The organism is Acinetobacter sp. C15 (genome assembly GCF_013420645.1).
In the GTDB taxonomy this organism is placed as follows: Bacteria; Pseudomonadota; Gammaproteobacteria; order Pseudomonadales; family Moraxellaceae; genus Acinetobacter; species Acinetobacter indicus.
Window position 1 is genome coordinate 17,122 of record NZ_VOXR01000031.1, and the last position, 14,357, is coordinate 31,478.

The following is a 14,357-nucleotide window of genomic DNA, read 5'->3' on the forward strand; positions in this document are numbered from 1 at the left end:
CCCCTATGGCAAAAAGACCGATTCAATTTGCAAAAAACTTCAAAATGACCTGTTGCATAAAGTGTGTTTACAGCGAATTTGCTAGCAGCCCTTGTCTCTTTTTCATCTTCACCTACCGATTCTAAAACCAAAGTGATTAAAAAAAACCCGCTCTAAAAGCGGGCTTCTTGAATGAATTCAGCGTAAATCAGACATCCAGATAGTCCAGAATGCCTTCTGCTGCCTGACGGCCTTCCCAGATTGCAGTCACGACTAAATCAGAGCCACGCACCATATCACCGCCGGCGAAAATTTTCGGGTTTGAAGTCTGGAATTTAAATTCCTGCTGTTCTGCAGCCACCACACGACCTGAACCATCCAGGTTGATGTTCACATCGGCAAACCAGTTGGCTGGGCTGGTACGGAAACCAAAGGCCAACAGCACCGCATCTGCCGGCAGAATTTCTTCTGAACCCGGAATTGGCTCTGGACTACGACGGCCACGGCTGTCTGGTTCACCCAGTTGCGTGGTCACCACTTTTACTCCAGTAACTTTGCCATTTTCACCCACAATTTCAATTGGCTGACGGTTAAACTGGAATTCAACCCCTTCTTCACGCGCATTGGTCACTTCACGACGTGAACCCGGCATGTTGGCTTCATCACGACGATAGGCACAGGTCACCGACTCGGCACCCTGACGGATTGAAGTACGGTTACAGTCCATCGCGGTATCACCACCACCCAGGACAATCACTTTTTTGCCTTCGACTGAGATGTATTCCGATGGATCTTTTTCCCAACCCTGACAACGGTTGACGTTGGCAATCAGGAAGTCCAGCGCATCATACACACCATCTAAGTCTTCACCGGCAAAACCACCTTTCATATAGGTATAAGTACCCATGCCCATGAATACGGCATCGTAATCTGCCAGTAACTGGTCAATGGTGACATCTGTACCAATTTCGGTATTTAAACGGAATTCTACGCCCATACCGGTGAAAATTTCACGGCGGCGTTTCATTACGTCTTTTTCCATCTTGAATTCTGGAATACCAAAAGTCAGCAGACCACCAATTTCCGGACGTTTATCAAACACCACCGGTTTTACACCGTTACGCACCAGAATATCAGCACAACCCAGACCTGCCGGGCCCGCACCAATAATCGCGACTTTTTTATCGGTCCATTTGACATGCGACATGTCTGGACGCCAGCCCAGCGCAAATGCAGTGTCATTGATGTATTTTTCTGCATTGCCGATGGTCACGGCACCAAAGCCATCATTTAAGGTACAGGCACCTTCACACAAACGGTCTTGCGGACAAACGCGGCCACAGACTTCTGGCAAGGTATTGGTCTGATGGCACAGTTCTGCTGCCTGGAAAATACGGCCTTCTGAAACCAGTTTTAACCAGTTTGGAATGTAGTTATGTACCGGACATTTCCATTCACAATACGGGTTACCACAGCCTAAACAGCGATGGGTCTGGTTGGTCGCCACTTCTGCGGTAAATGGCTTATAAATTTCCACAAACTCAGATTTGCGGACGTCAATCTCTTTTTTCTCTGGGTCTTGGCGTGCAACATCCAGGAATTGAAAGTCATTACTTAGGCGTTCTGCCATGTCTTTACTCCGTGGCTAGATGCAAGGGATTCACAGTTGCCTTGCATCTGGCTTCATTTCTGCAGTCGTGGAATTATTGAGGATCAGCTTGAGTTGTTTTTAACAAAGTCAGCAAATTGGCTGCTTTTGGTTTTACCAGCCAGAACTTACGGCTGTAGTAATCAAACTCATGGCGGATCTTGTACGCCCAGGCACTACCCGTTTCTTGAATATGCTCATCTAAGATACGTGACAAGAACTCTTTATGTTCTTCCATCGACTCTGTAGAAATACGGTTTAACTCGATCAGCTCATGGTTGTAATGGTCAACGAAGTCGTTGTCCAAATCAAGTACATAAGCAAAACCACCTGTCATCCCGGCACCAAAGTTGTGTCCGACTTTACCCAGTACGGTGACGATACCGCCGGTCATGTATTCACAGCAGTGATCGCCCGCGCCTTCAATCACGGCAAAGGCACCCGAGTTACGCACCGCGAAACGCTCGCCCGCAGTTCCGGCTGCAAACAGTTTACCGCCAGTGGCACCGTACAGGCAGGTGTTCCCAATAATCGCGGTATTCTGGGTCTGGAACGGTGAACCTTTTGGCGGGAAGATCGACAGACGACCACCAGCCATCCCTTTACCCACATAATCGTTGGCATCGCCTTCCAGCTTGATGTGTAAACCACCGGCATTCCAGACACCCAGGGACTGACCTGCAGTACCGGTCAGGTTCATTTTCACCGGATGGGCTTCCATACCGAGGTTGCCATAACGGCGGGCAATTTCACCGGAAATACGTGCACCGATTGAACGGTCACAGTTGCCAATGCTGTAATTAAATTCACCACCGGTACCGGCTTCAATTGCTGGCAGCATCTCGCTGACCATCTGCTCGGCCAATATACCTTTATCGAATGGTTCATTGCCTTGTACTTCACAGTACTGCGCCTTACCTTCCGCCGCAGGATGCGATTCCAGCAAGGCACTTAAATCCAGATGTGCATGTTTGTCGGTTTCACCTGGCAGAATTTCCAGCAAGTCTGTACGACCAATCAGGTCTTTCAGACTGGATACACCCAGTGCCGCCAGCCATTCACGGGTTTCTTCAGCAATAAAGGTGAAGAAGTTGATCAGCATTTGCGGCTCACCAATATAGTGTTCCTGACGCAAGTGATCCTGCTGCGTCGCCACACCGGTCGCACAGTTGTTCAGGTGACAGATACGCAGGTATTTACAACCTAAAGCGATCATTGGGGTAGAACCAAAACCGAAGCTTTCTGCACCGAGGATGGCCGCTTTCACCACGTCCAGACCGGTTTTTAAACCCCCATCGGTTTGTACGCGAACTTTACCACGCAGATCGTTCACACGCAGTGCCTGATGTGCTTCAGACAGACCGAGCTCCCAAGGAGAACCGGCATGGTGAATAGAAGAAAGTGGCGAAGCCGCTGTACCGCCATCATAACCAGAAATGGTAATGAAATCGGCATACGCTTTCGCAACACCGGCCGCAATCGTGCCGACACCTGGCTCAGAAACAAGTTTCACCGACACCATCGCCTGTGGGTTCACCTGTTTTAAATCGAAGATCAACTGTGATAAATCTTCAATCGAGTAAATGTCGTGATGCGGTGGTGGCGAAATTAAGGTTACGCCCGGTACAGAGTAACGTAAACGGGCAATGAGACCGTTTACTTTACCGCCCGGCAACTGGCCACCTTCACCTGGTTTTGCACCTTGCGCGACTTTAATCTGGAGGACTTCTGCTGAAGTTAAGTAAGCAGGCGTCACACCAAAACGGCCCGATGCAATTTGTTTGATTTTCGAGTTACGGATGGTGCCGTAACGCGCTGGATCTTCACCGCCCTCACCCGAGTTTGAACGACCACCAATCGTGTTCATGGCAATCGCAATCGCTTCGTGTGCTTCAGGTGACAATGCACCTAAAGACATCCCGGCAGAGTCAAAGCGCGGTAAAATCTCTTCAACTGACTCCACCTGTTCCAGTGGAATCGAATTGTCTGTTTTCAGTTTGAATAAATCACGAATGGTCGCGATTGGACGCTTATTCACAATCTCGGCGTATTCTTTGAAATCGGCATAATTGCCTGAACGTACCGCCTTGTGTAAGGAGTTGATCACATCCGGGTTAAAGGCATGATATTCCTTGCCAAATACGAATTTCAGCAAACCGCCCTGATCAATTGGCTTACGCGCTTTCCACGCGGTATCGGCCAGTTTTTTCTGGTCATTTTCCAGATCAACAAAAGTCGCGCCCTGAATACGGCTTGGTACACCGCTAAAGCAGGTATTCACTACTTCGGCAGATAAACCAACTGCTTCAAACAGCTGACCGCCACGATACGAAGCAACGGTTGAAATACCCATTTTTGACAGGACTTTCAGCAGGCCTTTTTCAATCCCTTTACGGAAGTTCGATTGTGCATAGACCGGATCACCGAGCAATTCACCTTTAGCCACCAGATCATTGATCACATCATAAGCCAGATATGGATAGATGGCGGTGGCACCAAAACCGAGTAACACTGCAAATTGATGCGGATCGCGGGCAAAACCGGTTTCCACAATCAGGTTGGCATCGGTACGTAAACCGGTATTGATCAGGTGGTGATGCACCGCACCCGTCACCATGACCGCATTGGCCGGCAGATAGCCTTCACGGATTTTCTTGTCGGAAAGCACCAGCAAGGTTTTGCCATCACGAATCGCTTGTGCAGACTGCTCGCAAATACGCGTGATTGCTGCCTCCAGACCTTCTGTTTCAGCATAGTTCAGGTCGATATCGGCAATTTCATAGCCTTTACGTCCTAAAGTACGAATCTGGTGCATTTTCGAGTTTGACAGCACCGGGCTGGAAATGATCAGACGATCAGCATGTTCCGGTCCCTGTTCAAATACGTTTTGCTCACGGCCCAGACAGGTTTCCAGTGACATCACAATTGATTCACGTAACGGGTCGATTGGCGGGTTGGTGACCTGCGCAAACTGCTGACGGAAATAATCCGATACATGGCGCACCTGACGTGACAAGACGGCCATTGGGGTATCATCGCCCATCGAGCCGACCGCTTCCTGACCGCTTTCTGCAATTGGACGCAGCAACTGGTCACGCTCTTCAAAAGTGACCATAAACATTTTCTGTGCTGCTTTCAGGCCATCGCCTTTTAAGCCCTGATCACATAAATATTCTTCTAATTCCGGGCTGCCTTGAACGCGAATTGAATTTTCACGTAACCATTCACGGTAAGGACGCATTTTTTTCAGATGCTGGTTTACATCACTGGTGTCCAGCACTTTGCCGGTCATGGTATCCACCACCAGAATCTGGCCCGGACCGACACGGCCTTTCGACACCACATCTTCTGGTTCATAACCCCAAACCCCAATTTCAGAAGCCAGGGTGATGTAACCATTTTTGGTGATGACCCAGCGTGCCGGACGTAAACCGTTACGGTCTAACATACAGATGGCATGACGGCCATCCTGAATCACCAGACCTGCCGGACCATCCCAGGCTTCCATGTGTTTCGAGTTAAATTCATAGAAGGCACGCAGGTCTGCATCCAGGGTTTCCACGTTTTGCCAGGCTGGTGGTACCAGCATACGTAGCGCACGGAACAGATCCATACCGCCACCCACCAGAATTTCCAGCATATTGTCCAGGCTGGATGAATCCGAACCGGTACGGTTCACAATTGGATTCAGCTCGGTTAAGCCCGGCAATAACGGGTTTTCAAATTTAGGGGTACGCGCCAAAGCCCAGTTACGGTTTGCAGTAATGGTGTTGATTTCACCATTGTGTGCCAGATAACGGAACGGCTGCGCCAGCGGCCAGCGTGGCAAGGTATTGGTCGAGAAACGCTGGTGGAACACCACAATATGGGACGCTAAACGCTCATCAGCCAGGTCGGTATAGAAGTCAGCAATCGCAGCTGGCATCATCAGACCTTTATAGCTGATCACAGTTGAACATAAAGTGGTCACATAGAAATACGGATCATTGCTGAGTTGCTGTTCGGCACGGCGACGCGCCAAAAATAATTTACGGTTAAATTCAACTTCAGTCACGCCAATCGGGCAGTTCACGATGACCTGTTCAAATGCAGGCAAAGACTGCATGGCAATTGAACCTAAAGCATCGTTATTGGTTGGCACTACACGCCAGGCAATGACTTTACAGCCTTCTGCTTCAATTTCTTTGGTTAACGTCTGTTTGGCATGCGCAGCTAAGGCCGGATCGAGGCTCAGGAAAATGGTGCCCACAGCAAACACTTCACTTAAGGTAATGTCACTTAAGCGTTTGGCTTCTTCACGGAAGAACTGCTTTGGCATGGCAAGCAATAGACCGCAACCATCGCCCGTCTTGCCATCTGCGGCAATACCACCACGGTGGGTCATACAACTCAAACTATGAATGGCGGTCTTGACGAGATCATGGCTTGCATCACCCTGCATATGGGCGATTAAACCGAAACCACAGTTATCTTTAAACTCATCCGGTTGGTATAAACCTTGAGCGGGAGCTACAGTATTAGGCGATGGCATGTGCATAGCGTACCCTTCTTTCAACGCGCCCTTGCTGGGCATTAACAATCTACTTTCTTTTGCGACCTGGTCCGACTGACTTAGCTTAAGATCCATGTTGAGCAAGTTCATTTCTCCTGGCTCTGATCTTGAGTGATCAAGATGACAAGCTGAGGAAAACCGTGACTGCCTTTACGCACTTAAATCAAGCATAAACATTTGACGATTTCGCACAATCATTGAATCTTTCTTGCTCCAAAATAGGGACATTAACTCAATTGATGCACCAATAATGCAAAAATGATGCCAACTTTATTGTGCTATTTTTAAATGACTTAATTTGGGCAAGTTTCAGTGAGAGCGGTGCGCTTTCAGGGAAGTTTCGCTTATTTTATACGCACTGTTTTTGTGCATATCTTTATTTTTATACACCAGCCTGCGCTATTTTAGAACGGCAGTTTAATTGAAAGGATCGCTAATTTCTTGTTCTGTGGTGGTGTTATTCGATGCTGGTGCAGGTGGAGCAACACCACTTTGTGATTTTTGCACATCCACCACGTTTCCGTCCTGATCACGGCGGGTTACGGTGGTGGTTGTGGTGGAGCGTTGCGGACTGGTTGCGCTCTGTTTTGGTGCAGCCAGCAGACTTTCATCAATTTTCGGCAGCGCAGCCGGCTTTAAAGCCACTTCATAAAGTTTATTGTTTAGGCCCACTTCCTCTGCACCCAGGTCATTCACAAACGGTAGATAGTCCATAAAGCTGGTTACCACCGGTTTGACCGATGCAGGCAATTGCAGCGCCAGCTGTTCTAAAGCGCTTCGCGCCTGACTGGTATTTTTATAATTGCCATACAGCAACACATATTGCTCGGCGCGGTTTTCACCACTCAAGCGAATATAAAGAAAATTCTGGCGATCAGCCTGTTTTTTCAGAAAGCCCTTGATAATATCTTCTTCGCTCACGCGAAACAGCTCAATGGTCTGGTTTTTACGCTGCTCGGAGATAAATTTGGTGCCGCGAAATTCAGGCTCATGCAAACCGGAAGCGGTTAAACGCTTGGTTTGTTCCAGCGGTTTGACTTCGTCGATCAGGGCACCCAAATGCGCGGTTGCCGCGACTTTTGCCGGCTGAATCTGTAATTCAACTTCTGATTCCGGGGCTTTTTCGACTTCAACCAGCTCATCACGATCGGTAATGGCCCAGAAGATCATCGCCAGCAGCAGACACAGCGCACCACACACCAACCAGATGGAATTCTGAACACGTTGTTTGACGCTTTGTGATGCTGCTGCCATGGGATCCCTTATTTATGCTGCCTGATGCGCAAGAATAGACTGTTTCATCAATTCCGGATCAAATTCCCGGGTAATGATGGCCTGCCCCAGACACTGCATTAATACCAGTCGCAACTGGCCATTCAGCACTTTCTTGTCATGGGCCATAAAACCGAGAAAATCATCCAACGGAATTTTAGGACATACTATCGGCAATTGGGCACGAGAAATGATTCTTTTTGTACGCTCAACATCCTCTGCGGAAATCCAGCCCATCCGATGCGATAAATCGGCGGCCATCACCATACCGGTCGCAACCGCTTCGCCATGCAGCCATTCGCCATAACCGAGATAAGACTCGATGGCATGGCCAAAGGTATGACCCAAATTCAGCAATGCGCGCTCGCCCTGCTCTTTTTCATCATTGGCGACAATCCGGGCTTTGTGCGCGCAAGAACGGTACACCGCTTCCGCCAACAAGACCGGATCACGTGCCACCAAGGCATCCATATGCTGTTCTAGCCAGTCCAGAAACTCAATATCACCCAGCAGCGCATATTTAATCACTTCGGCCAGACCGGCAGACAGCTCACGATCGGGCAAGGTCTTGAGCTGCGACATGTCGGCCAGCACCACTTGCGGTTGCTGGAAGGCACCAATCATGTTTTTACCTAGCGGATGGTTAATTCCAGTTTTCCCACCCACACTAGAATCGACCTGAGACAGCAAGGTGGTCGGCACCTGAATAAAATACACACCGCGCTGGAAACAGGCCGAGGCAAAACCGGCCATATCGCCAATCACACCGCCGCCGAGTGCCAGCACGGTACAATCGCGGTTAAACCCGGCCTCCAGCAGGGCATCAAAAACCAGATTGAGATGCTGAATATCCTTGTATTTTTCACCATCGGGCAAAATACATGTTGCCACCTGTTTACCCAGTGCTTCTATGGCAGTTTGATAGTGCTTTAAATACAAAGGCGCTACGGTACTGTTGCTCACAATCATGACCTGCTTGCCTTGAATATAAGGTTCCAGTAAGGTCTGAGGATTTAAATCACTGCCAATAAAAATCGGGTAACGGCGATCGCCGAGTTCAACATATAAGGTTTGCATGGTTTTAAAACACTATACTCAATTAAATTGATTTCTTCGCCACGATCACATTCAGGATTTTTTGCGCCAGATCACGGGCTGCCCCCTGATTGGTTTCAATAATATGATGCGCCACCTCACGATATAATGGATCGCGTACTGCAAGCAAATCTTTCAGTTTCTGTTCAGGATTTTCAACTTGAAGGAGAGGACGGTTTTTATCGCGGTAGGTACGTTGCAGCTGGATTTCCACCGGGGTATACAGATACACCACAATACCACGCTGTTTGAGGAATTCACGATTCGGGGCCTGGGTGACTGCACCACCGCCGGTGGCAAGAACCAGTTGAGTACGAGAGGTCAGCTCGTCAATGACGGTGGTTTCACGGTGACGGAAACCACTTTCCCCTTCTTTTTCAAAAATCCAGGGAATGGTGGCCCCGGTACGACGCTCGATTTCATGATCGCTGTCCAGGAACTCGCGTCCGAGCAGCTCTGCCAAATGTCGCCCTACCGTGGTTTTTCCGGCCCCCATCGGCCCCACCAAATAGATATTTGGCAGGGCGTTAAACTCTTTGCTTGGCAAGGAGTCACCTATTTATTTTGTTAAATTGAAAATATATTAATGATTTCTTGAAACACTGTCATTAACAATTCGTGGTGTCACAAAAATCAGCAACTCACGTTTATTGTCCGATTTAATATCTTTACGGAATAAACGGCCTAAATACGGAATATCACCCAAGAATGGCACTTTGGTTTGCTGATTGGCTGTCTGCTGCTCAAAAATACCACCGAGCACGACGGTTTCACCATTATCGACCAGTACATTGGTATTGATCGAGTTTTTGTTAATCGTCAGCTGACCGGTCGGCGTTGGTGCTCCCGGGCTATCACTGGTGATATTCAGGTTCATCTGCACTTTACCATCCGGGGTAATGCTTGGCGTTACGTCCAGACTGAGCGTAGCATCAATAAACTCTGTGGTGGACACCGCATTGACACCACCACCTTCAGCAGACTGATACGGGATCTACGTACCTGAAGCCACTTTGGCCTGCTGCTTATCAGCAGTCAGTACTTTCGGTGTCGAAATCACTTCACCATAACCATCAGCTTGTAGGGCAGACAGTTCTAAATCCAGCATAAAGTCAGACAGGCTGATGAGACCAAAAGCAATCCGGCTCGCACCTGGGCTGGTGACCCCCAAATCGACATTCAAGTTTTGTGGACGTTCAATTTCATAGGTATAACCACCACGCTCGTCGTCAAATTCCGGCTCACGTAAATTCCACAGTGTGGTATCACTACCACCGACCAGAAGATGATTATTATTCATGATCCCTTGTGACAGGATGCCCCACTTGACCCCCATCTCTTTGGTAAAGTCAGTGGTGGCACGCACAATACGCGCTTCAATCATCACCTGTTTCACAGACACATCCAGCAAGTCAATCATGCCGCGAATCTGGTCAATTTTTTGTGCAGTATCATTAATAATCAGGGTGTTGGTTCGTGGATCAACTGACACTGTACCACGTGGGCTGAGCAGACTACCGACGCTATCACCAAGTGGATCTGCCCCAGAACCCGAATTTGTGCCGCCTCGAGAATTGGATGCGTTTTTACCATCAGTAATCAGTTTCTCAATATCAGCAGCCTTGGCATAATTTAACTGGATATATTCGGTTTGCAGCGGCGCCAGCTTGACGCTTTGTGCAATCGCTTTGGCTTCTTCTTCTTCGGCCTTGATCAGCTCTGCGACGGGTGCAATCCAGATCACATTGCCGTTACGGCGTTTATCCAGATTCTTGGTTTTTAAAATAATATCCAGCGCCTGATCCCACGGCACATCTTTGAGACGTAAGGTGATATTGCCTTGTACCGTATCGGCGGCAACCATGTTAATTCCGGTAAAATCAGCCAGTAACTGCAGCACACGACGCACTTCAATATCCTGGAAATCTAAAGAAATCTTTTTGCCGGTATAGCTTTGTGCTGCACGCGGTTTGAACGGGTTCTTATCTACCGGACGTTTCAGGCTAATGGTCAGTTTATTTTCTGCCTGATACGCCATATATTCATAGCTTCCGGCAGACTGAATAGTAATTACCCCATTGCCACCATCATTTTGCGCATCAATGGTAGATACCGGGGTGGCAAAATCATTGACGTTTAAACGGCGCGCCAGATGTGCAGGAATTTTATTGCCCAAGGTACGGACAATAATTTTACTGCCTTGCTGTTGTACATCGACCGGGGTATTGCTGCCTGCCAGGTCAATTACCACCTGACCTTCCCCTTCTGCACCACGCTGAAAGCCGATATTCGATATGCCTTGAGCCGTCTGCTGTACAGCTACTGGTGTTGCGGCTGCCTGAGTGCTGTTAATTTTAAGAATAAAAGTATTACCTTCAACACGGGTAGTAAAAGCACCCGCTTCAGCCAGATTAACCGTTAAACGTGCACGCTGGGCATCGGAACTGACCTCAACCGAGCTGGCTTCCCGGGTCGCAACCGGAATGCTGGCCTGTTTTAAGCTCTGCTGGGCTTTATCAAAATCCAGCACCAAACGTGATGGCTGCTCAAGCTGATAGGCTGCAGGCTGAGGTGGCAAGCCATTGAACATGACACGAATTTCAGTACCTTGTCCTGGAATTTGCATTGGTACAATATTGGTAATGCTGACCTGCGCATTGGCCACTTGCATGACGGCCATCGCAACAGCGCCCATTGAAAACTGACGGAACAAATTGTTCATTGTAATGCCATCCCCAAAAATAAAATCTTTCACAGTATTATTCATTTTTATTCCTTTAATTTATGGCGCCGGCCCAATCAGTACTAGACTTCTTGGACGTTCAACATACCCTTCGCGACCATCTGGAATAATCTCAATTAAGTCAATTTGTGTCGGTGTGATATTGATGACCCGACCATGATTCAAGCCCATATAGCTGCCGCGCTGAATCCGTTCAATTTCCCCATCTGGAGTTTGAATCAGGGCCAGAATCTCGCCGCGTTGCCCGCGCATGCTACCTTTCATGCTTAAGGTTTCCAGTGCATAGCTTTCTAAAGGCTGCAACTGGCGCGACAGGTTTGGATAAACCCGTTTACCCGCCATAATCTTTAGCTCGGCCGCCAGAGAACTTGGCATAAACGGGCTTTTCAGCTGATGTGCTGCATAGTTAAATACAGGTGCCGGCTCAAAAGTCGGTGCCGGTTCAATCGGTAACGGCGGCTGATTACGGATTTCTGCCATTTGTGCATTCACGGCATCAATACGTGAATCACAGCCTGCAGCCAGTAGGCCCAACACCAGAACCAACGAAAGTTTTTCAAATTTCATCATTGTGCTGCTCCTGTGGCTGGAGTCGTACTATTACCGGCCTGTGCATCGGTATTCCCGACATAGCGATAGGTCTTGGCTTTCGCGACATAGGTAATTTGTGGAATATCGGTTTTCTTTTCCTTGTTTTCACCAGCAGTAATAGTGAAATCATGCATGGTCACAATTCGCGGTAAAGCAGCTGTACCACTCACAAAAGAACCAAAAGCGTGATAATCACCGGTGGCTTCAATCGAAATTGGCTGCTCGATAAAGAACTCTTGCTTGATTTCATTTTCCAGACGGATATTTTTAAATCTTAGGCCTGAGTTCACACCCGTAACGTTCACATCTTCAACCAGACCTGGAATTTCGGTTTCTTTTGGCAACTGTTGTAGCTGCTGGTTAAAGTTGGCTTCCATTTCCTGTAACTGCGCCTGATATTGCTGCAAGTTACGCAGTTTGGAATCTTTTTCACGAAACTCATTCAGCAGGTTCTGCTCTTGTGCACGCGCATTGGAAATTGCATCCAGCTTCGGCTTGATGGCCAGGAAATAGCCCAGGAAGGCAATTAAAATAATGATAAAGATCCAGATGGTCAGCTTGACGGAAAACGGCCAGCTGCCATAGTTATTCGGATCTAAGGTATTCCATTGCTGCAGGAATTTATCCAGCGTCATTTTTTTCTTTGGCGCAGCAACAGGATCCTGATTCATTTCTTCATATTGATCGAGACTCATTGTACTGCCCCCGCTGTTGCTTGAGTACCAGACGCAGGTGCTGTGCCTGGAAGTGCAATTTCATCCAAATCTGCCGTTACCACGAAGCTGCCATAGCTTTCTTCTACCCGTGGAACAACCGAACTTGGTGCCTTGTTTTTATTTTCTTCAACGGCCAAGAAAGAATTCATGAAGGCGTTACGATACCATGGCGATGCTTCCAGATTACGCAGGAACTCTGCTACCGTGTTTGGACTTTCGGCCTTGCCTTCAAAGGTAAATTTATTGCCAATACGGGCCACTTTGGTCAAATACATGCTGCTTGGGGTGACGCGTACCAGTTCATCGACCAAACGTACCGCGACCGGACGCTGACTTTGCAGACCCTGAATCAGCTTCATGCGCTCGACAATGGCATTACGCTGCTCTTGCAGACCTTCCAGCGACTTTAACTGTACATCCAGATTCTGGTTGGTACTGATCACCAGCTGATTGGCCTGTTCCTGATCTTGAAGTTTATGATTGTAATAGAACCATGCCAGCGTGACGGCCAGCACCCCAATTAATGCAGCCCCAATACAAACCGCAATAAATTCTTTTTTTCGTTTTTCTCTTAGCTCATCACGCCAAGGGAGTAAGTTAATTTTTGCCATTAATCAAAACTCCTCAATGCCAAGCCACATGCCACCATCAATGAAGAGGCATCGCTTTCAATTCTTTTAATATCAATTTTGGAGGAGAAACCCATCTGTAAAAACGGATTGGCAATGGTGACGCGGTAACCCAGTTTTTGCTGTAGTAGCTTGGCTAGGCCTGGAATATTGGCATTCCCACCGGCCAGCAGAATATGGTCAATTTCATTAAACTGCGATGAGGAGAAGAAGAACTGCAGCGAACGTGCCGCCTGCTGCACCACCGCCTCAAGGAATGGCTCCAACACTTCAACATCATAATCATCTGGCAAGGTACGGCTTTTCTTGGCGCGGCCGGCTTCTTCAAAGGACAGACCATAACGGTTCTGGATTTCCTGGGTCAGCTGCTTGCCACCAAAGACCTGCTCGCGGGTATAGATAATTTTATTGTCTTTGAGTACCGACAGCGTGGTCATAGTATGACCAATGTCTAACACACCAATGGTATTTACCCCCATCGGCAAGGTATCGGCGAAGACTTTAAAGGCATTTTCAATGGCAAAGCTTTCGACATCTGCCACTTTTGGGGTTAAACCGGCCAGTTCAATCGCTTCACAGCGACTCTCGACATTTTCCAGTCGTGTCGCCACCAGCAAAACATTGACCCGGTTTGGATTGGCCAGACGATCAGGCAGCACCTCAAAGTCCAGGCTAACTTCATCTAATGGGAAAGGAATATATTGCTCTGCATCCATCCGGATTTGAACTTCACGTTCGTCATCCGTCATATCGGCATCCATCTCAATGGTCTTGCTAATTACCATTGAGGTTGGAATCGCTAAAGCGGCAGCTGTTGTCGGTGTATTGGCCAAATTAAAGGCACGCTCGAGCGCATCCCCTACAGCTTCAGGATTCAGAATATTTTTCTCAACCACACTGCCCTCTGAGAGCGGTACCAAGGCGTAACTTTCCACCCAGTAACGATCATTCTTTACAGAGAGCTCCAATAACTTAACAGAAGTAGAACTAATATCTACACCTATTAACCGTTATTTAAAACCTACTCAAACCTACTCAATGTGGGTTTGATGTTTAATTCCTACTTCACCATCAAGAACCTAAAGCATTTGCTTTAGGGATTACCTCAATTCCATAGGCTGTCACGGTGTAA

The 14,357-nt window shown here is 48.0% G+C and carries 9 protein-coding genes and 1 pseudogene; all 10 read right to left on the minus strand.

The genetic code is table 11. The features are described from left to right. Positions 1 to 187 precede the first annotated feature (187 nt). The 10 genes and pseudogenes from FTT63_RS11465 to FTT63_RS11510 all read right to left on the minus strand — a co-directional run bounded on the left by FTT63_RS11465 (position 188) and on the right by FTT63_RS11510 (position 14,229). Complete coding sequence (locus FTT63_RS11465; RefSeq protein WP_180046963.1) at positions 188 to 1,609, minus strand: FAD-dependent oxidoreductase; 1,422 nt, start codon at positions 1,607 to 1,609, stop codon at positions 188 to 190. A gap of 73 nt (positions 1,610 to 1,682) precedes the next feature. Beyond that, the gene (gene gltB, locus FTT63_RS11470) at positions 1,683 to 6,158 is read right to left on the minus strand and encodes a glutamate synthase large subunit (protein ID WP_180192313.1); all 4,476 of its coding nucleotides are present in this window, start codon (positions 6,156 to 6,158) and stop codon (positions 1,683 to 1,685) included. Between the two features lie 438 nt (positions 6,159 to 6,596). Next, positions 6,597 to 7,433 (minus strand): hypothetical protein, encoded by an 837-nt coding sequence (locus FTT63_RS11475; RefSeq protein WP_180192314.1) that lies wholly within the window; start codon positions 7,431 to 7,433, stop codon positions 6,597 to 6,599. Positions 7,434 to 7,445: 12 nt separating this feature from the next. Next, entirely contained in the window at positions 7,446 to 8,528 is a 1,083-nt protein-coding gene (gene aroB / locus FTT63_RS11480; protein WP_180192315.1) for a 3-dehydroquinate synthase, read from the minus strand. A gap of 22 nt (positions 8,529 to 8,550) precedes the next feature. Beyond that, positions 8,551 to 9,093: a shikimate kinase AroK gene (gene aroK, locus FTT63_RS11485; RefSeq protein WP_075167858.1), complete on the minus strand. Its 543-nt coding sequence runs from the start codon at positions 9,091 to 9,093 to the stop codon at positions 8,551 to 8,553. Between the two features lie 36 nt (positions 9,094 to 9,129). Then, positions 9,130 to 11,268: pseudogene (gene pilQ, locus FTT63_RS11490) on the minus strand (type IV pilus secretin PilQ). Positions 11,269 to 11,328: 60 nt separating this feature from the next. Further along, positions 11,329 to 11,856: a pilus assembly protein PilP gene (locus FTT63_RS11495; protein WP_045795346.1), complete on the minus strand. Its 528-nt coding sequence runs from the start codon at positions 11,854 to 11,856 to the stop codon at positions 11,329 to 11,331. Continuing rightward, positions 11,856 to 12,575, minus strand: coding sequence for a type 4a pilus biogenesis protein PilO (locus tag FTT63_RS11500; protein ID WP_005180513.1), 720 nt, complete (start codon positions 12,573 to 12,575; stop codon positions 11,856 to 11,858). Before FTT63_RS11500 ends, FTT63_RS11495 begins: the two co-directional genes overlap by 1 nt. Next, a complete protein-coding gene (locus FTT63_RS11505; RefSeq protein WP_005180516.1) occupies positions 12,572 to 13,207 on the minus strand; it encodes a PilN domain-containing protein in 636 nt (211 codons plus the stop codon). The genes FTT63_RS11500 and FTT63_RS11505 overlap by 4 nt, the downstream gene beginning before the upstream one ends. Further along, positions 13,207 to 14,229, minus strand: a complete 1,023-nt coding sequence (locus FTT63_RS11510) for a pilus assembly protein PilM (RefSeq protein WP_160232596.1) — start codon at positions 14,227 to 14,229, stop codon at positions 13,207 to 13,209. The genes FTT63_RS11505 and FTT63_RS11510 overlap by 1 nt, the downstream gene beginning before the upstream one ends. Positions 14,230 to 14,357: the final 128 nt, after the last annotated feature.

What these genes read in the sequence shown, in the direction of transcription:
- FTT63_RS11505 (WP_005180516.1), bottom strand. Translation starts at nt 13,207, where the DNA reads ATGGCAAAAATTAACTTACTCCCTTGGCGTGATGAGCTAAGAGAAAAA.
- FTT63_RS11500 (WP_005180513.1), bottom strand. Translation starts at nt 12,575, where the DNA reads ATGAGTCTCGATCAATATGAAGAAATGAATCAGGATCCTGTTGCTGCG.
- gltB (WP_180192313.1), bottom strand. Translation starts at nt 6,158, where the DNA reads ATGCCATCGCCTAATACTGTAGCTCCCGCTCAAGGTTTATACCAACCG.
- FTT63_RS11475 (WP_180192314.1), bottom strand. Translation starts at nt 7,433, where the DNA reads ATGGCAGCAGCATCACAAAGCGTCAAACAACGTGTTCAGAATTCCATC.
- FTT63_RS11465 (WP_180046963.1), bottom strand. Translation starts at nt 1,609, where the DNA reads ATGGCAGAACGCCTAAGTAATGACTTTCAATTCCTGGATGTTGCACGC.
- FTT63_RS11495 (WP_045795346.1), bottom strand. Translation starts at nt 11,856, where the DNA reads ATGAAATTTGAAAAACTTTCGTTGGTTCTGGTGTTGGGCCTACTGGCT.
- aroB (WP_180192315.1), bottom strand. Translation starts at nt 8,528, where the DNA reads ATGCAAACCTTATATGTTGAACTCGGCGATCGCCGTTACCCGATTTTT.